Source organism: Saezia sanguinis (genome assembly GCF_963921665.1).
GTDB classification, from domain to species: Bacteria; Pseudomonadota; Gammaproteobacteria; order Burkholderiales; family Burkholderiaceae_C; genus Saezia; species Saezia sanguinis.
This window is the reverse complement of sequence record NZ_CAWUGC010000004.1, coordinates 1-19357: the sequence shown is the minus strand read 5'-3', so window position 1 is coordinate 19357 and position 19357 is coordinate 1. Positions and strand designations below refer to the sequence as shown.

The window sequence follows — 19357 nt, the reverse complement described above, 5'->3', positions numbered from 1 at the left end:
AGGGCCTGGGCGTTAAATTTGTCTTATAAAGACGCCTTCAACACGCCCCACACACGCATCAAAAAACAACCGTGCGCGAGCCATTGAGCAGCACACGGTGTTCACAATGCCATTTCACCGCGCGGGCCAGCACAATACACTCCACATCACGGCCCACGGCGGTCAGGTCTTCGGCACTCATCTCATGCGTCACGCGCGAAACATCCTGCTCAATGATCGGGCCCTCGTCCAGATCAGGCGTCACATAATGCGCTGTGGCGCCGATCAGCTTCACGCCGCGTGCATGCGCCTGGTAGTAAGGCTTGGCGCCCTTGAAACTGGGCAGAAAACTGTGGTGGATATTGATGGCACAGCCACGCAGAAAGTCGCAGAACTCCGGTGACAATATCTGCATATAACGCGCCAGCACCACCAGGTCAATCTGTTCTTCACTGCAAATCTGCTCAATCTGCTGCTCCTGCGCGCGCTTGGCTTCAGCACTGGCGCCGGTGGGCAATGACAGGTGCCTAAACGGCACGCCATAGCTTGCGCACAGCTCGGCAAAATCAGGATGGTTCGATACCACCACCGGCACTTCAATATCCAGTTGCCCGGCCTGGCGGCGAAACAGCAGGTCATTCAGACAGTGGCCGAACTTGCTGACCATGATCAGCACACGCGGCTTGCGTGCCAGCGAGTGAAAGTGCGCCTGCATGCCGAATTCGCTGCGGATGTTGGCAAACAGTTTGTCCAGTATCGGCACATCGCACAGATGACCGGGCGCCTGAAAATGCACACGCATGAAAAAAAGGCCGGTATCCTCATCGCCAAACTGGTGCGAATCAATGATGTTGCAACCTGCCTGGTAAAGCAGGCCGGAAACCGCATAAACAATGCCTTTGCGGTCCTGACACGATAACGTCAAAACAAATTCGGTACTGGCCGACATGCAAACCTCAACAATAATCTGTAAAAAAATAAATCGGGAGCAAGCTCCCGACTTTACCTGAATTCACCTGCGCCATGAAAAATCATGACAGCTTTTGTCGTATTCAGGATGGTCCGGCTGCAAAATACGGAAGGAATTCTCCCCTTGTGCAGCCCGAACAAACCGTCAAGCAACGCGCATCAGTGCGAGTGCTGGAAAACCTCTCCGGCTTTCAGGCGGTACACCTGACCGCAATACGGGCATTTGGCCAAACCGGTTTTACCCACGTCCAGAAATACCCTGGGGTGTGTACTCCATAACTGCATTCCCGCCTTGGGGTTGGGGCAGTATGTTTCTCCCTGTTCAGTCAGATCGGTTACCGACAGCTCCACAACGGTTGTTACTTGACTCATTCTTTCGTCTCCTATTAAATCAGGCTTAACCAGGGTGCATATTTGGCATTGCGGCCATGTACCACATCAAAAAATGCTTTCTGAATTTTTTCTGTGATCGGGCCACGGCTGCCCGCACCGATCTCAATGCGGTCAATAGCCCGGATCGGCGTCACTTCGGCGGCCGTACCGGTGAAAAACACTTCATCAGCCACATACAGCTCATCGCGTGTCATGCGCTTTTCCACCACTTTCAGGCCCAGGTCACCACACAGCGTAATGACGGTATTGCGCGTAATGCCGTCCAGCGCACCGGATGACAGGTCAGGCGTATACACCACGCCCTTGGACACCACAAACAGGTTTTCGCCGGAGCCTTCGCTCACATACCCGGTCGGATCGAGCATGATGGCTTCATCAAAGCCATTGTCGGTGGCCTCGCGGTTGGCCAGAATAGAATTGGTATAGTTTGACACCGATTTGGCTTTGGTCATGGTGGCATTCACATGGTGGTGCGTAAAGCTGGATACCATCACACTGATGCCCTTGGCTAGCCCCTCTTCACCCAGATAAGTGCCCCAGCTCCATGGCGCCACCATCACATGGATGGTCTGCCCCTTGGACGACACGCCCAGGCTCTCGGAGCCCACCCAGACCAGTGGCCGGATGTAGCAGCTCTTCAGGTTATTGGCGCGAACCACATCCTTATGTGCCTGAATCACTTCTTCCAGAGAAAAAGGTACTTTCAGGCGCAATACCTTGGCACTGTTGAACAGGCGGCGGGTATGATCCTCCAGCCGGAAAATCGCCGTGCCCTGCGGTGTTTCATAAGCGCGCAGGCCTTCGAACACACCGCAGCCATAATGCAGCGTATGCGTGAGCACATGGACCTTGGCATCACGCCAGTCCACCAGCCCGCCATCCATCCATATCTTGCCATCTCTATCATCCATTGACGTCATTTTTTAAACCTCACCTAATAAACGGGACAACGCCGCATTCAAAATGCAGCTCAAAAACTGTTTGCAGGCCGTCTCCATCAAACCTGCACATTGGATATTGCAACCACCAGGCCGGTTGTACTCCAGGCCCCTGCTGAAATGACGCCTTGGCAACAGGCTTGTAGCGCATTGCCTATGTCTTGCACAGTTATAACCAAATTAACTGATAATTATATGCTTTCGTACACAGATTGACAGACCCGACAACCTAATTTATGAAGCTCATTGAGGCCATTGAGGCCGCCGCCCCTGCCATCGCCGAACTCAGAAAACGCCTGCATGCGCGGCCGGAACTGAGTTTTGAAGAGCACCACACCGCCAGCCTGATCGTCGCGACCCTGCAAAGCTGGGGCATTGAGGTGCATTACGGCTTGGCCGGCACCGGCGTGGTCGGGGTCATCCGCAACGGCACATCAGCCCGCGCCGTAGGTTTAAGAGCCGACATGGACGCCCTGCCCATTCAGGAGCAGAACACCTTTGCTCACGCCAGCGTGCACCCCGGAAAAATGCACGGTTGCGGACATGACGGACATGTCGCCATGTTGCTGGCAGCAGCCCAGTACCTGGCCCGCCATCGCCACTTTGACGGTACGGTTTATCTGATCTTTCAGCCGGCCGAAGAAGACGGCGCCGGCGGCCGCGTGATGATCAAGGACGGGCTGTTTGAGCGCTTTCCGATGGACGCCGTATTCGGGCTGCACAACTGGCCGGAACTGCCCGCAGGCACCATGGCAGTCTCACCCGGGCCGGTCATGGCTTCGTGCAGCGACTTTCACCTGCACATTCAGGGCAAAGGCAACCATGCGGCCATGCCGCACCTGAGCGTTGACCCGCTGCCCATTGCCTGCCAGGTTGTGCTGGGCTGGCAGACCATCGTCTCACGCAACCGCAACCCGTTTGATGTGGCCGCACTCTCGGTCACCACCATCAATGCCGGGCAGGCCAGCAATGTCATCCCGGAAAACTGCAGCCTCAGCGGCACCGTGCGCACATTTGATCACCAGGTCACCCGGCTGATTGAGCAGCGTATGCGCGAACTGGCCGAGCACACCTGTGCGGCTTATGGCGCCAGTTGCCAGTTTGAATTTGTGCATACCTACGTCCCTACGGTCAACCATGCGCAGGAAGCTGAACTGGCACACGCTGTCATGAGCGATATTCTTGGCGAGCCACACGTGCTGACGCAGCAGCCGTCGCTGGCCTCGGAGGACTTTGGTTATATGCTGCAGCAAAAACCGGGCGCTTATGCGTTTATCGCCAACGGCAATGGTTCACACCGCCTGCACGGACACGGCCTGGGCGCATGTGAACTGCACAACCCGAGCTACGACTTCAACGATGACATCATTTCGCTGGGCGCAACCTACTGGGTGCGGCTGGCAGAACGCTACCTGTCTGACGCCTGATGCGGTCGTGCCGCCCTATCCTATTTCTATTTCTATTTGCTACTGTGACGCAGCCATGACTAAAACACTGCGCGAGCGGCTCAGCGGCATGTAACCGTGACATTGATCTGCTCATGAATTGGCCCTTTTTCAGAAACCGCTGTGCAATAAGCAGATGCATCATCCAGCCGCATGATCAGTTTGGTCGCTCCGGTACCGTAATTGCATGCCAGCCATTTGCCTTCAGGATAGTTCCCCTCCAGCGTCCAGCTGGGATGTTGCGCCATTTCGTCATCGGGCTTTAAATCCGCATTGTCTTGCGGATGTCCATCGTAAATCGAAACCCCTCTTAACCGCAACGGATACTGGCGTACCATCTGCTCAAAACCGGCGGGAACACTGTTCTGAGACAGGGTCGCTGATTCAAGCAGCACGCGTTCCGGGCACACCACGGTCTGCTCGGCAAGCGCATGGCCGGAAAACATCACCATCGCCAAAGCAGCGAACCTTGTTACACACATGTTTGTCATCGGCAGGACTCCTCTTGTATTGGCAGAATTCATGATACAGGCACTTACAGGCCAATAGACGCTAAGCGCTAAGCGCCAAACTTCACGCCGGCCTGGGCAATGTCGTTCATGAATGCCTGCACACCGTCGCGTGAAAGCTCGGTCAGATCTTTGCCGCCGGTTTTCACAATGGCATTGTATTTTTTCACCATCGAGAGCGGTGCTGTAATCACCCTGCAACCGGCCTGCTCGGCCTGCCAGATGTTATACACCTCGCGGGTAGAGGCCCACAGCAGCTCTGCTCTGGGGTGCCCCTTTAATATATCGCGACAGGCTTCGACAATGGGAACCGGGTCCACCCCCACATCGGCAATACGCCCGGCAAACACCGAGACCAGCGCCGGTGTGGCCGGGTCCAGTGCATCGGCCACAATCTGTGCCTGCTCCACCGTAAACACACAGGTCACATTCAAGGCAATGCCCTGTGCTGAAAGCTTGCGGATCAGCAGCCCCAAGGACTCCCCCGCAGGCGTGATGACCGGCACCTTGACATACACATTGTTACCCCATGCATGGATGACGTGTGCCTCGCGCTCCATGCCCTGCGGCGTATCGCTGAACACCTCAAACGATACCGGCAGTTGCGGCACCAGCGCCAACACCTCTTTGGCGTAACTGGTGTAGTCAGCCACCCCAGCCTGCGACACCAGCGACGGGTTGGTGGTAAACCCCTGGGTTACCGGCAGGCTTAATCCGGTACGAATGGTTTCAAAATCAGCACCATCGACAAACACTTTGATATCAGGGCGTCTGAATTGCGCCATCACGGTCCTCTCCTGTTGTGGTTTGATCGGTGTCGGTTATTCTATGCGTATTTTCAGCGGTTCAGCGCTTTTCTCAGCGAAAAACCGAACATCAGCATCATCAGCCCTTCAAACAGCAGCTCACACGCCAGGAAGAAGCCCGGCAGCACCAGCGATGAAGGCCCCAGTGTCATGGCGATCAGAAAAGCCGCCAGCACGGCCAGCACGCCCGAAGCCACCAGCCAGCCCCAGCCATCCATGCCTCTGGACTGAAACCCCGACACCACACGCAACACCCCCGCCACAGACAGCACCATGGCAAACAGCACCGTCAGCGTCACAGCCATTTCCACCGGTGCGGCAAACGAAACCAGCCCGGCCAGAATCAAGATAATGCCGCTGAGCAGCCAGAACCAGAACAGGCTTTTGATCCCTCTGACCTGCAATGCGGAAATAATATTGATGACGCCCGTGGCAAACAGCAGCGACCCCAGCACAAATATCGCCACAACGGTACTGATAATGATGTATACGGCAGCAAACGCGCCGCAGATGGTCAACAGCAGACCAAAAACGACAAACCAGCCCCAGCTCTTACGTAACCTGAGCAAATGCTGTCCGATCGGGCTGTTGGATAAAAACTGCTCTTTGGGTGATGGTGGCTGAGTATTCTGATCACTCATGGTGTTCTCCTTGTTCTGTTTTTGTAAGGCCGCTCAGATCAACAGCGCCGATATGGCATGATCTGTCCTTTGCGGCTTTCTTTCGGTTCATTGTACTGCGTCCGGCTTTATCCACGGATGCACCCGTCAAAATGCATGGCACGCTTGCCTTTAACCGCTGGTCTGCAAAATGGAGGAACACGTTTTCAGCCCTTTATTCCGCCAAAATCCTAAACAGGTTTTTAGAAAATGCTGTTTTCGTGAAATAAGTGGCACCTGGGGCAAATAAATGGACGCAGCAATGATCAAAACTGCGATTTATCGACTATCATAAGTACATATTGTCATTTCCCATATTTCCTCAAGTGTGTTCCGCCGGATGTTGCGTGGTAGCGACATCCGGACTTTTCTCAAACAACCCCATACCTCCGCTCTACCATCGCATTGCACTTTTCCATCCGACATCATTTTTCCTATCGACGCATGCTGTATAAAAGTCGCTTCTCTCCATAAAATCAACAATTTACAGATTCTTTCTGCATTTTCCCAGGTCAAGTTGTCCCCGGAAAGCACAGCAAGGGTCCAAATTCAATTTTGCTACTTATTTCACGCTTTATACATATTTATACTTAAAGTTAATTTTTCAAAATACAACATAACCTATTGACTTAAAACGGAAAATATCCGATGATTCAGTCATACAACAATAAGGGTGAAGGGGAAGCACCCAGAGGGAGAAGATAAGGTCAGTAATCACGTCAGAATAAACATACGATAACTTTGCTGATCTAGCTCTCAATTCAGAGCCTGCTTAAACCAGAACATGCTGGAAGCAGGCTTCATTTTTTTCACCACCCGTTATTTATTCTTTTATCGCATAACTGCTGCCTTGCTGGTATATCGGTCTGGTGATTCATGTCCAGCCGTATAGTGTCTGGGCAAAACGAATCCATGTTTCAAAAGATGACACAAACACATTCTGTATCAGCCATTTTCCGCTGGTGCAGGCATGTTGCGACACAGGTTTGCAGCAATCAAAGAACAACTCAGGCATATGGCCCGCAAAGAAAGTGGTTGGTCTGGGTAAATGCTGAATTTTGCCTCTCTTTTGATGCACCTCAACTGTTGCACGGTACAAAGGCGAACGAACACATATATGTGCGTTATCATTTCAGTATCGCCCAGCAAAACGCTGCTGGTTACCGCACACACGGCATCTGTCATGAAACTTTCGGTACTGACCCATCAGATCACGCACAGGCGTGGCAGCACCAACAGCACAGAAAGATATTTCTGTGATTTTTTGGTGAATGGTCACTCCCTGCTTGAAATGCTGGACAAACTCTCAGGCAGTAACTCAGGCAGTAAAGACGGGCAACCCAGTGACCTGATTGGCAGTTTTGTTGTGGGCTATCCTGAACACAACCAGCAAAAGCGCGATCAACTGCTGCTGGCTGCCCAGCCGGATACCGAGTCCGGCCGCATCATGCTCTATATCTGCCCCGAATGCGGCGATCTGGGATGCGGCGCGTACACCGTGCGGGTTGAAAAAACCGGCAACCATTACACCTGGAATGATTTTGCATACGAAAACGGCTACGAGCCGCCACACCTGATTGCCAATACTGCCTTTACATTTGATGCAGCGGCCTATGAACAGGCCATGCAGGATATGACCCTCATCCGCTGAAGCCCTAAAGCCAGCCACCAAAGCCAATCACTAGGGCCCGCCCCTGACGCCGCTGAGATAGAGCCGTGTGCCCATCCCCCAACACCAGCGTAGCGCGCCACATGCCGTGCCGCATCATGCACAACGCTATATGTTCTGCGCTTTAGGCTTTACGCCGCCATACTGCGGCAAAAAAGCCATCGGTCCGATGCCGATGCGTCCACAAACGCAGATAATCACCCTGCACCAGTTGATCCGCGTCGGCAACCCCTTGTGCAGCCAGCAACTGCGCAACACTCACCCGTTCAAACAGCGGGTGCTCCTGCTCAAACTGCTGTGCAATGACTTCATTTTCTGCCGGCAGCAAACTGCAGGTGGCATACACCAGAGAGCCACCGTGCTTGAGCAACTGGCAGGCAGAGGCCAGAATGTGCTGCTGCTTTTCTGCCAGTTCCTGTATGCTTTGGGGTGTCTGGCGCCACTTCAGGTCAGGATTGCGGCGCAAGGTTCCCAAGCCCGAACACGGCGCATCCACCAGTACCCGGTCAACCTTGCCGTACAGGCGTTTAACGCGTGCATCGCGCTCATGCGCAATGGCTGCCGGATGCACGTTGGACAACCCGCTGCGGGCCATACGGGGTTTAAGTGCATCCAGCCGGTGTGCAGAAACATCCCACGCGTACAGCCGCCCGGTATTGCGCATTGCCGCACCCAGCGCCAGCGTTTTCCCGCCCGCGCCGGCACAAAAATCCACCACCATATCGCCGCGCTTGGGTGCCACCAGCAGCGCCAGCAACTGGCTGCCTTCATCCTGCACCTCAACGCTGCCGTCCAGAAACAGAGGGTGTTTATTCAATGCCGGTTTACCCTGCACCCGCAGCCCCCAGGGTGAATAAGGCGTCAAAGAAGACTGAATGCCCGATTGCGCCAGTTGCTGCTGCGCCTGCTCGCGCTTGATTTTGAGGGTATTAACACGCAAATCCAGCGGAGCACTGTGGTCCAGCGCTTCGGCCAGCTCCCAGAACTCCTCATCATTCAGCTGCGACTTCAGCGGCTCCACCAGCCACTCAGGCAGGTTATGCCGCAAAGGCTCAGGCATTGCATACATGTCAATCCGGTGAATGCGGTCAAGCCAAGCACGCTCCTGCTCAGACAACATCGGCAACAACGTACGCGCGTCTGCCTGCCAGGCCAGAACTGCCAGCCGGCGCTCCATCGGGCCCGAACCAGACTGCGCCAGATGCTGCAACAGCGGTTTTTGCCGGATAAGTACGTAAACGGTCTCCGCCAGTGCTGCACGCTCGCGCATGCCCAGTTGGCGGTTTTCCCGAAAATAGCGCGATACAACAGAATCGGCAGGATATTCAAAGCGCAGCACCAGCTTGACAAGCTGCTGTGCATGTTGCAATAAGTCTTGTGGCGTCATACAAAATCCGGTTTACTCTTTAAGCGCTACATTCAGCCCCTGAACAGCCCACCTGTTTAAGGGATGTTGATACAAAAATAACTTTTTACAACTGGGCCAGCAGTTCACCAATCGCCCGCGGATACAGCTCATGCTCAGCTTGCAGCACACGCTGTGCCAGCGTTTCCTCGGTATCTCCCGGCAGAACCGGCACCCGCGCTTGTGCCAGCGTCGGGCCATGGTCGAGCTCCGGGGTTACCCAGTGAACCGTTGCACCGGCTTCCCGGTGCCCAGCCTCCAGTGCCCGCCGGTGCGTGTGCAACCCCGGAAAATAAGGCAGCAAAGACGGATGGATATTCACCATACGCCCTGCATAGTGCGCGACAAACTCCGGCGTCAGAATGCGCATGAACCCGGCCAGCACCACCAGTGCAGGCTGATAAGGGTCAATCACCCGGGCCAGCGCCTGGTCAAACGCCGGGCGGTCTGCATAGGCCTTGTGGTTGACCACATGGGTGGCAATGCCCTGCTGGCCTGCCCATTCCAACCCTGCTGCCTGAGGATTGTTGCTGACAACGGCTGCCACACGTGCAGGCCACTGCTGTGCCACGCTGGCCTGTACGATCGAGCGCAGATTGGAACCACGCCCACTGATAAGAACAACAATATTTTTCATGAGATCAGGGAGGGAATAAGCATTCATTATCCCTGATAATCGCATCACAAAAAGATCGTGCGAAAATTCAGGATTGGTTCACCGGTATTAGCTCGGTATATTAGGCCACCGTTCACCCTCAAGGCGCTGCTCTGAGTAGCACACTTCATGCAGCACCCTGGACTTGCGGGGCAAGCCCTCTGTTAAGCGTTCATGAAAATAGCATCACAATTCCAACAATCCCCCAGAACCCTGCTGTGGCTGGTCGCAATCGGCTTTTTCATGCAGACGCTGGACAGCACCATTGTCAATACGGCACTGCCCAGCATCGCCAAAGACCTGAATGAAAGCCCGCTGCACATGCAGTGGGTACTGGTTTCCTACATGCTGACCAATGCCATGATCATTCCGGCCTCGGGCTGGCTGGCCGACCGCTTTGGCACCCGCAAAATATTCTCAATTGCCATTGTGCTGTTCATCATCGGTTCAGCAATCTGCGCTTTTTCGCCCAATCTTTCGGTGCTGGTTGGCGGGCGCGTGGTGCAGGGGTGCGGTGCCGCCATGCTGATGCCGGTGGGACGGCTTGCGGTATTGCGCACATTCCCGAAAGACAGGTTCCTCAAGGCCATGAGTTTTGTCACCATTCCGGGGCTCATTGGCCAGGTCATCGGCCCCACGCTGGGCGGCTGGCTGGCAGAAATGCTGTCATGGCACTGGGTATTCCTGATCAACCTGCCCATCGGCATTGCCGGTGTTGTGGCAACCTGGCATGCCATGCCCGATAAACGCGCCCCGGCGGTAGACCCGTTCGACATCACCGGTTACCTGTACCTGGCTGTGGCCATGGTGGCCATTTCCCTGTCGCTGGACGGCTTTTCATCCTTGGGGCTGGAGCGTGCGCTGGTGGTATTGCTGCTGGTGCTGGGGCTTGCTGCCTGCGCAATCTACTGGCTACACGCGCAACGCGCGGCCCACCCGCTGTTTAATCGTTCCCTGTTTAAGGTCAACAGCTTCAAGGTTGGTATTCTGGGCAATATTTTTGCCCGCATCGGCACCGGCAGCATGCCGTTCATGCTGCCCCTGTTCATGCAAACGCAACTCGACTACAGCCCGGCACAAGCCGGCATGATGATGCTGCCCGTTGCTTTTGCCGCCATATTTGCCAAGCGCATGGCCACCTCGCTGATCGGAAACTTCGGTTACCGCTGGGTACTCACCGGCAATACCCTGCTGCTGGGCGCCATGATTGCCAGCTTTGCACTGATGTCGCGCGAACAGCCGCTGATACTGAGCCTGTTGCTGCTGGCATGTTTTGGCGCGGCCAACTCGCTGCAATTCACGGCAATGAACACCGTCACCCTGAAAGACCTGGACGGCACCACCGCCAGCAGCGGCAACACCATGCTCTCCATGACGCAGATGCTTTCCATGAGCCTGGGGGTTTCCATTGCCTCCACCATTTTGCAGGCATTCAACGATATGCTCACGCATTCACTGGTTAAGGACGCTTCACTCACTGCATTTCACTTGTCGTTTGTGCTGATTGGCGTCATGAGCTGCATTGCTTCACTGATATTCTGGCATCTGCCGGCAGACCGCCGACCCAAAGCGCATGTGGAATCACTCGGCTGAAAACCGCACATCCGGCAGCCGGGGTTTGCATCGCCACCCCCATCCACCCATCATGAATACGCTTTATTCTCATTCGTGATCAGGATAAATCCAAAGGGATACTTTTGCCCCCCATTTGCCCAAAGTATCGGAAAACGCAACAATAATAAGATTGTCAGATGACAAAGCAAGAATAATCCCACAGATACAGGAGTCTATAAAAATGCAAAGCGATCCTAAAGTCATTGAACACCTGAACGCACAGGTCAAATGCGAACTGACCGCCGTCAACCAGTACTTTGTACACTACCGCATGTATGAACACTGGGGGCTGGACCGCCTGGCAAAAAAAGAACGCGAAGAATCCATTGAGGAAATGCAGCACCTGGACAAGCTGATGAAGCGCATCTTCATGCTCGACGGCCTGCCCAACCTGCAAGACCAGCACAAGCTGATGATTGGCGAAAACGTCAAAGAAACACTGGAATGTGACCTGAAGCTGGAATACGCTGCACAGGCAGCCTGCAAAGCAGGCATGGACTACTGCGACAGCGTACACGACTATGTGTCACGCGACCTGCTCAAAGACCTGCTGATTGATACCGAAGGCCATATCGATTACCTCGAAACCCAGTTGAGCGTGATCGAAAAAGTCGGCATTCAGAACTACATCCAAAGCCAACTGCCGAAGTTGGACGAAGCATAAACCGTCTGCCTTCCCTCAAAAAAGGCATGAAAACCGGCACCCGGTTTCATGCCTTTTTTCATGGTCAATGCGGGCACGCCCCACATGCTCAACCTGTAAAATAGCCTCTCGGATCGCCTTGCTACACCTCGTCGCTGTAGCGGTAACCGGCGCCATGCACGGTGCAGATCAGTTGCGGCCTGTTGGCATTGAGCTCAACGCGTTTGCGCAATTGTGAAATGTGCTGGTCCAGCGTGCGGCTGTTAGGCATATGCTCATAGCCCCAGACCATGTTGAACAGCATGTCGCGCGACACCACCTTGTTTTTATGGCGGTACAGGCATTCCAGTATGCGCACGTCTCTGAGGCTGAGTTCAATCTTTTGCGCCTGCCGCATGGCACACAGCCGCTCAGGATAAACAAGCAGATCACCAAACGGAAAACTCTGCTCCACATCCCCGGCCTGGCTGCGCAGGCAGCGCTTGGCCACGGCTTTGATGCGGGCCCGTATCTCATGCACGCCAAAAGGTTTGCTGATGTAGTCGTCCGCGCCCAGTTCCAGCCCGATCACGCGGTCAATCTCCTCATCCTTGGCCGATAAAAAAATGATCGGTATCTGTTCATCGACCCTGCGGATTTCACGGCAAACGGAATAACCATCCAGTTCCGGCATCATGATGTCCATAATCACAAAATCAGGCTTTTCCTGTGCGTACATCTGCAACGCCTGCCTGCCGTCCCCGGCACTGACCAGCGTATAGCCTTCGCGCTCCAGCGCTTTGGCGAGCCCCTGGCGAATGTTCACATCATCTTCAGCAATCAGTATTTTCATCACTTTTTATCACTTGTTTGCCTGCATATCCTGCACACCCTGCCCCTGCTGGGCCTGCTCGCCCCGTTGCAAGCGGAGCGTAAAACAGGTTCCGGGGTTGCTGTTTTCCACCCTGATCTCTGCGCCCAGGCTGTAAGCCAGTTGCGCCGCAATCGTCAGCCCAATGCCAGTGCCCGAAACACCTTCGGTAATAGAGGAATGAATGCGGTAAAACGGCTTGAAAATCAGCTTGTGATCTTTCATGGGAATGCCGCTGCCATAATCACGCACCCGGATATCCACATGCTTGCCATGCACCTGCACCGACAGGTCAACCCGTTTGCCACTGGCCGCATACTTTTCGGCGTTGCTTAAAAAGTTGCAGATGATCTGGCTGACGCGGTCCTCATCGGTATGCACACACACATCAGCCCCCACCTCAACGCTAAGCGCCAGCCCCTTGGCGGCAAAAGACGGCATGAACATCTGGGCAATCTGCTCCACCAGCACATTTACCTGCACCGGTTTCAAAACCACCTGGGGCGTGCGTGTGAATGTCAGAATATTCTGAATCAGCCGCGACAAGCGCTGGCTTTCATCAATGATGATGCCGGCATGTTCCTTCGTTTCATCGTCATACCCTTCCAGCTCCTCCTTGAGCAACTCCGCATACAGCGTGATATTGGTCAGCGGCGTCTTAAGCTCATGCGACACCTGGCTGACAAAATTGATCTGCTGCATCGCTTCACGCGCACTGCGCGTATATTCACGGTAAATGCCATACACCACCAGCGCAATCACAGCCAGCAACAACACCACCAGCACACTGCCCCACAGGTAAACAGCCAGCGTATCAGCCGCCTGACCATAATACACCACCTGCCAGTTCGTCAGCGGGTATGGCAGCCTCTGGCTGGCCATCACGACCAGATCATCCGGCAACAGATCGGTAGCGCTTGCATAAATCAGGCGGTCATTCTCCATGATGTGTACGCTACCTTCAGCATAGGCAAGGTCAGCGCGGTTAACCACATCGGAAAGCAGCATGACATACGAAAGGCGGAATCCAATGACCAGATGCTCGTCCTTGCGGATCCAGTACACCAGCAAGGGAAGATCTGCCGTGTTGCTGAAATACCAGCCCGAACGCGGCTGGCTGGCTTCATTGACAATGTTGTGTGACATCAGAAGATACGGGTCACGCAGCACTGGGGCCAAATCGTCAACCAGGCGCTGCTCCTGCGCATTCAGTGTGCCAGTGCCCGAAGGGTATGAAACTGCCGGGTACAGCAGCCCGTGCCTGTCGATGATAAAAATACCGTCAATATCGGCGTCATTGTCTATCAGGGCTTTCAGCCAGGCGTCATCCAGTTGCATATGTGTTGCGGCACTTTGCAGGCGTGACGCCCTGTTTTCCAGAAGCTGCGTCACAACCTCTTGCGCCTGACCAATACGCTCCTGCGCCAGCTCTTCACTCTGATAACGCTTTAACAGCGCCTCATGCTCAATAGCCCGAAAACCCAGATAACCCACCAGCCCGACCATGATCAGCATGGCCAGTATGAAAAACCCATAATGTCTGGTTGGCAGGTTACCGGGTGTCATGGATTCATAATAAAGTTATTTGGAAATACCGCCCTGCTGGTTTCTGAGCTGGTAGTTCGATTCGCTGAGCGCCTTGCGCGTGTTAATATCATCGCCCGACCTCAGCATATCCAGCATACGGCTGTTGTTTAAATAAGTTAATCTGAGCCGCTCTCTGGCCTGCTCAGAGTTGAGTTGAGGCGACATGACATCAAATTTGTCTGCATTGATCAACATAATGGCTTTGGCTTCATCCACACGTCCCAGGTCTATCAACTGAATGGCTCGTTCATTGTCAAGGGTGGACTGCTGCACTGCGGCTTCCACCATCACATCCTCCACCACCGCAGCCTTCACCGCTGCGGCCGAACTGCTGTAAGCAATGCGCACATTCTGCTGCTGGTTCTCATACCGTCTGGCGCTCAGGTCATTATATTTGACATCGACCTGTGCAAGATCCAGCTTCTGATCGGCGGCACCCTTGGCCGGCAGCACTTCCAGCAGCACATATTTTTCCTGATCGGCATACAACTGGTTTAACCTCACCGTCACCGTATTGCCGTCAATCTGCCCTTCACGCCCAAGCAGGCGCACCGGTTTCACACCGTGCGCAATATGAATCGTCACCTCCACATCCTGCGCCACCACCGACATCACATCCTGAAACTCCTTGGCAAACACCCCTTCCAACTGGGCCACATGCTGCACAAAGAAATGATTGCCGTCGCTGTAACCCGCAATCGCCGTCATCAGGTCTTCGTTATACCCATCCCCAATACCGACGGTGGTAATGGTAATGCCTTTGGCCGCAGCAATGCGCGCCAGCTCGGAAAGCTCGCGGATCGAGGTCGGCCCGACATTGGCCTGCCCGTCTGAAAGCAGAATCACACGGTTGATTCTCTCTTTATCCAGAAACCGGCTGGTCTCATCAACGCCCTTGCTCAAGCCGGCAAACAACGCGGTCATGCCCCGGGGCGTGATTTTTTCGTTGATCAGTGCAATCAACTGCCTCTTATCCTGCACCCGGGTCGCAGGCACCACCACTTCAACCGAACTGTCATAGGCCACAATGGACAGAATATCGTCGCTTTGCAGCATATTCACTGCCATGATCGCTGCATCACGCGCTCTGGCGATTCTGTCGCCGGACATTGATGACGAACGGTCAATCACCAGCGCCAGATTGATCGGGCTGCGCTTGCCCGCTTCCAGCGGCAGGCCCTGCAGCGATACTTTCAGATAATTGGCGTCCTGAGTGTTTTCCAGCACAATGGGCGAGGCCAATTCGGCCCTGATCGTTACCCGGGGTGCCGCGTGCGCCATTACCCCTGTTAAAAGCGATACCCAAAATACGGCAAAAAGTGTCAGTAAACGTTTCGATCTCATGGCGATACTCCCATTGAATTGTATAACGCCATTGTGGAATTTTTACAGGATCCAGTTGTCAGTTCTGTGTATACAAATGCAAAAAGTTTGTAAAAACTGGCAGGCAGCGCTTCATAATCAATTAAAGCAAAAAACGGCTGGTATTGCTACCAGCCGTTTCATGACATCACTTCACACAAAAAAGTGTTACTTCGCCAGCCCCTGCCAGGTTGCTACCACGGTATCGGGGTTCAGCGAAATTGACGAAATACCCTGATCCATCAGCCATTTGGCAAAATCAGGATGGTCGCTGGGCCCTTGGCCGCAAATACCAATGTATTTGTTCTGCGCACGGCAGGTGGCAATCACTTTTTCCAGCAATGCCTTGATGGCCGGGTCGCGCTCGTCAAAATCAGCCGCCAGCAGTTCCATACCGGAATCGCGGTCCAGCCCCAGGGTCAACTGGGTCAAGTCGTTGGAGCCGATGGAGAAGCCGTCAAAGTACTCCAGGAACTGGTCGGCCAGAATCGCGTTGCTCGGAATCTCGCACATCATGATCAGTTTCAGATCATTCTCGCCACGCTTGAGCCCGTGCTCTGCCAGCAGTTCGGTCACTTTCTTGGCCTGGCCCAGTGTACGCACAAACGGCACCATCACCTGCACATTGCTCAGCCCCATGTCTTCGCGCACGCGTTTGAGCGCCACACATTCCATGGCAAAAGCTTCGCGGAATTCTTTACTGATGTAGCGCGCTGCACCACGGAAGCCCAGCATCGGGTTCTCTTCGTCCGGTTCATAGCGTGAGCCGCCAATCAGTTTGCGGTATTCGTTGGACTTGAAGTCCGACAGGCGCACAATCACGGGCTTGGGATAAAACGCCGCGGCAATGGTGGCCACGCCTTCGGCAATTTTGTCCACATAAAAGGCACGGGGTGATGAATGCCCGCGCGCCACCGATTCCACTGCTTTTTTCAGATCGGCATCCACATTCGGGTAGTCCAGAATCGCCTGCGGATGCACACCGATGTTGTTGTTGATGATGAATTCCAAGCGCGCCAGGCCGACACCACCATTGGGAATCTGGGCAAAGTCAAACGCCAGTTGCGGGTTGCCCACGTTCATCATGATCTTGGTCTTGATGTTGGGCATTTCGCCACGCTGCACTTCGGTCACTTCCGTTTCCAGCAAACCGTCATAGATATGGCCGGTATCGCCTTCGGCACAACTGACTGTCACCAGCGCGCCTTCAGTCAATGTTTCGGTCGCATCGCCGCACCCGACCACTGCCGGAATTCCCAGCTCGCGCGCAATAATGGCCGCGTGGCAGGTACGCCCACCGCGGTTGGTCACAATCGCCGCTGCGCGCTTCATCACCGGCTCCCAGTTCGGGTCGGTCATGTCGGTCACCAGCACATCCCCGGCCTTGACCTGGTCAATTTCTGCCACCGAGTGCACAATGCGCACCGGCCCGGCGCCAATCTTCTGCCCAATGGCGCGCCCTTCGGCCAGCACTTTGGAGCTGCCCTTCAGGGTAAAACGCTGCTCCACCTTGCCGGCGGCCTGACTCTTCACCGTTTCAGGGCGGGCCTGCAGAATGTAGATTTTGCCATCAGTGCCATCCTTGCCCCATTCAATATCCATCGGGCGGCCATAATGTTCTTCAATCACCAGCGCATATTTGGCCAGTTCATGCACGTCCTCATCGGTCAGCGCATAACGGTTGCGCAATTCCACCGGCAAATCTTCGGTATGCACCAGCTTGCCGCTCTTGGCACGCTCTTCCGGCGAGGAAAACACCATGCGAATCAGCTTGGAGCCCAGGTTGCGGCGAATCAGCGCATTCTTGCCAGCCTTCAACATCGGCTTGTGCACGTAGAATTCGTCCGGGTTCACTGCGCCCTGCACCACGGTTTCGCCCAGGCCATAGCTGGCGGTGATAAACACCACCTGGTCAAAACCGGATTCGGTATCAATGGTGAACATCACACCCGAAGCGCCCTGGTCAGAGCGCACCATACGCTGAATACCGGCGGACAGGGCCACGGTGGAATGCTCAAAGTCTTTGTGCACGCGGTAGGAAATGGCGCGGTCGTTGTACAGCGAGGCAAATACCTCACGCATTTTCTGCAAAACTTCTTCAATGCCGATCACGTTCAGGAAGGTTTCCTGCTGGCCGGCAAAAGAGGCATCGGGCAAATCCTCTGCCGTGGCAGAAGAACGCACCGCAAACGAAGCCTTGTCATTGCCTTCACTGAGCTTGGCAAAAGCCTCGCGCACGGCTTTTTCCAGGTCTGCCGGGAACGGCTGTTGTTCCACCATTTCACGGATTTTGGCACCTGCGGCAGCCAGTTCGCGCACATTTTCAACGTCCAGCTTACTCAAAATATCGTTGATGCGCTGATCCAGCCCTTCATACTTGAGAAACTCGCGAAACGCGTGGGCAGTGGTCGCAAAACCAGTCGGCACCCGTACACCATCGGGCAACTGGCTGATCATCTCCCCTAGGGAAGCATTTTTACCACCGACAACATCCACATCTGACATGCGCAGTTTCTCGAACGGAATGACCAGTTCGGTGGTTTCAAAACGTGTTGAAGACATAGAAAACTCCAAAGTGATGTAAAAAAACCGACAGGCATGACCGGAACGCACACAGTGCGTTGTTTATTCTGTAGTGGCCTGATGAGAGTTCCGGACATGAGTAATGAGGAATCTGCTCCATACACATACACAAAGGCATGTGCCTAGGGGATAATATCGAAATTGCCGCTATTTTAATATTTTCTGACTGATAAGGTTTTAAGCATGTCTGTTCGTACGGCTTTTTTCATTTCTGATGGTACTGGTATTACGGTTGAAGCCTTTGGTGCTGCCATGCTCAAGCAATTTGCAATTCCCATCCGGCAGGTCAGGATACCATTTGTTGACTCGGTCGATAAGGTTTACCAGATCATCAAACAAATCAACCAGACCATGGAGACCGATGGCATCAAACCCATTGTTTTTTCGACCATGGCCACCCCCGAAGTCGCCAAAGTGCTGCACGACAATGTCAAAGCACTGCATTTTGACATGCTCAAGATGATTGTCGACCCGCTGGAAAAAGAGCTCGGCATGGAAAGCAACCACTATGTCGGCCGTTTTTCAGACACCGCGCAAAGCAAATCGTACCAACAGCGCATTGAGGCCATTAACTACTCTTTGGAGCATGACGACGGCCAGAGCAGCCGCAACCTGGAAATTGCCGATGTCATCCTGGTTGGCGTGAGCCGCAGCGGCAAAACGCCAACATCCATCTATCTGGCCATGCAGTACGGCATCAAGGCCGCCAACTATCCGCTGATTCCCGAAGACTTTGAACGGCACACACTGCCCCCGGCACTCAAGGAATTCCGCAGCAAGCTGTTCGGCCTGTCGATCGACCCGATACGCCTGTCAGAAATCCGCAATGAACGCCGCCCCGGCTCGCGTTATGCCGATCTGCTCAACTGCCGCGAGGAAGTCGCCGCCGCTGAAGCCATGATGCGCCGCGAAGGCATCCGCTGGCTGTCAACCACGACCAAATCCATTGAAGAAATTGCCACCACCATTTTGCAGGAGCTTAAACCCGACCGACTCGGTACCGAAAGCGCCTGAAAATGCTGAGGGCTAAGCTACCCTTTCAATTTTCAGCATAATCAACACAAACAACGCAACAAAAAGCCCGGCAGTGCCGGGCTTTTCTATTCAAGTGGCCAAGGGCCATTTTTAAAAGCTCAGAAGTTCAGCCTCCAAAGGACCTTGAGCGCATTGTCCCGGCTCCTGTTGCCGAACTCTCCCTCATACCCCACGCTCAGGTGCATGTTGTCTTGCAGCTCAAAGGTGGCCCCTGCCGCTATGATGGCACTGTCACGGTTCATTTCCACGCCCCGGA

General features: G+C 54.3%; 17 protein-coding genes. 5 read left to right on the top strand and 12 right to left on the bottom strand.

The features are described 5' to 3' along the window. Positions 1 to 58 precede the first annotated feature (58 nt). The 3 genes from purU to AACY98_RS03465 form a co-directional block, all read right to left on the bottom strand. A complete protein-coding gene (gene purU, locus AACY98_RS03475) occupies positions 59 to 928 on the bottom strand; it encodes a formyltetrahydrofolate deformylase (protein ID WP_126980951.1) in 870 nt (289 codons plus the stop codon). 179 nt (positions 929 to 1107) lie between these two features. Beyond that, positions 1108 to 1320, bottom strand: coding sequence for a zinc-finger domain-containing protein (locus tag AACY98_RS03470; RefSeq protein WP_339801657.1), 213 nt, complete (start codon positions 1318 to 1320; stop codon positions 1108 to 1110). 14 nt (positions 1321 to 1334) lie between these two features. Next, the gene (locus AACY98_RS03465) at positions 1335 to 2261 is read right to left on the bottom strand and encodes a branched-chain amino acid transaminase (RefSeq protein ID WP_339801653.1); all 927 of its coding nucleotides are present in this window, start codon (positions 2259 to 2261) and stop codon (positions 1335 to 1337) included. 254 nt (positions 2262 to 2515) lie between these two features. Between AACY98_RS03465 and AACY98_RS03460 the strand changes: the two genes are divergently transcribed. After that, positions 2516 to 3706 carry a M20 aminoacylase family protein gene (locus AACY98_RS03460; protein WP_339801650.1) on the top strand — a complete coding sequence of 397 codons (1191 nt, stop codon included), beginning with the start codon at positions 2516 to 2518 and terminating at the stop codon, positions 3704 to 3706. Positions 3707 to 3786: 80 nt separating this feature from the next. Here the strand turns inward: AACY98_RS03460 and AACY98_RS03455 are convergent, their stop codons facing one another. From AACY98_RS03455 to AACY98_RS03445, 3 genes are all read right to left on the bottom strand, one after another. Continuing rightward, a complete protein-coding gene (locus AACY98_RS03455; protein ID WP_339801648.1) occupies positions 3787 to 4215 on the bottom strand; it encodes an STY0301 family protein in 429 nt (142 codons plus the stop codon). Between the two features lie 68 nt (positions 4216 to 4283). After that, complete coding sequence (locus AACY98_RS03450) at positions 4284 to 5018, bottom strand: transaldolase family protein (protein ID WP_339801645.1); 735 nt, start codon at positions 5016 to 5018, stop codon at positions 4284 to 4286. 53 nt (positions 5019 to 5071) lie between these two features. After that, positions 5072 to 5680, bottom strand: a complete 609-nt coding sequence (locus tag AACY98_RS03445; protein WP_339801643.1) for an HdeD family acid-resistance protein — start codon at positions 5678 to 5680, stop codon at positions 5072 to 5074. Positions 5681 to 6815: 1135 nt separating this feature from the next. Here AACY98_RS03445 and AACY98_RS03440 point away from each other — a divergent pair. Further along, the gene (locus AACY98_RS03440) at positions 6816 to 7349 is read left to right on the top strand and encodes a hypothetical protein (protein ID WP_339801641.1); all 534 of its coding nucleotides are present in this window, start codon (positions 6816 to 6818) and stop codon (positions 7347 to 7349) included. A 142-nt stretch (positions 7350 to 7491) separates the two neighbouring features. Here AACY98_RS03440 and AACY98_RS03435 read toward each other — a convergent pair whose 3' ends face one another. Next, on the bottom strand, positions 7492 to 8754 hold the full coding sequence (locus AACY98_RS03435; protein WP_339801638.1) for an RsmB/NOP family class I SAM-dependent RNA methyltransferase: 1263 nt from the start codon (positions 8752 to 8754) through the stop codon (positions 7492 to 7494). Positions 8755 to 8839: 85 nt separating this feature from the next. Beyond that, positions 8840 to 9409: a phosphoribosylglycinamide formyltransferase gene (gene purN / locus AACY98_RS03430; RefSeq protein WP_339801635.1), complete on the bottom strand. Its 570-nt coding sequence runs from the start codon at positions 9407 to 9409 to the stop codon at positions 8840 to 8842. A gap of 192 nt (positions 9410 to 9601) precedes the next feature. On the opposite strand from purN, the gene mdtD reads away from it, so the two are divergent. Both mdtD and bfr read left to right on the top strand, forming a co-directional pair. Beyond that, a complete protein-coding gene (gene mdtD / locus AACY98_RS03425) occupies positions 9602 to 11020 on the top strand; it encodes a multidrug transporter subunit MdtD (RefSeq protein WP_339801633.1) in 1419 nt (472 codons plus the stop codon). A 202-nt stretch (positions 11021 to 11222) separates the two neighbouring features. After that, the gene (gene bfr / locus AACY98_RS03420; RefSeq protein ID WP_339801630.1) at positions 11223 to 11705 is read left to right on the top strand and encodes a bacterioferritin; all 483 of its coding nucleotides are present in this window, start codon (positions 11223 to 11225) and stop codon (positions 11703 to 11705) included. A gap of 121 nt (positions 11706 to 11826) precedes the next feature. Here bfr and AACY98_RS03415 read toward each other — a convergent pair whose 3' ends face one another. From AACY98_RS03415 to ppsA, 4 genes are all read right to left on the bottom strand, one after another. Then, positions 11827 to 12516, bottom strand: a complete 690-nt coding sequence (locus AACY98_RS03415) for a response regulator transcription factor (protein ID WP_339801627.1) — start codon at positions 12514 to 12516, stop codon at positions 11827 to 11829. Positions 12517 to 12525: 9 nt separating this feature from the next. After that, entirely contained in the window at positions 12526 to 14100 is a 1575-nt protein-coding gene (locus AACY98_RS03410; RefSeq protein WP_339801624.1) for a sensor histidine kinase, read from the bottom strand. A gap of 15 nt (positions 14101 to 14115) precedes the next feature. Further along, complete coding sequence (locus tag AACY98_RS03405) at positions 14116 to 15465, bottom strand: vWA domain-containing protein (protein WP_339801621.1); 1350 nt, start codon at positions 15463 to 15465, stop codon at positions 14116 to 14118. 186 nt (positions 15466 to 15651) lie between these two features. Further along, positions 15652 to 18045, bottom strand: a complete 2394-nt coding sequence (ppsA, locus tag AACY98_RS03400) for a phosphoenolpyruvate synthase (protein WP_339801619.1) — start codon at positions 18043 to 18045, stop codon at positions 15652 to 15654. A 204-nt stretch (positions 18046 to 18249) separates the two neighbouring features. Between ppsA and ppsR the strand changes: the two genes are divergently transcribed. After that, positions 18250 to 19080, top strand: coding sequence for a posphoenolpyruvate synthetase regulatory kinase/phosphorylase PpsR (gene ppsR / locus AACY98_RS03395; protein ID WP_126980966.1), 831 nt, complete (start codon positions 18250 to 18252; stop codon positions 19078 to 19080). Positions 19081 to 19357: the final 277 nt, after the last annotated feature.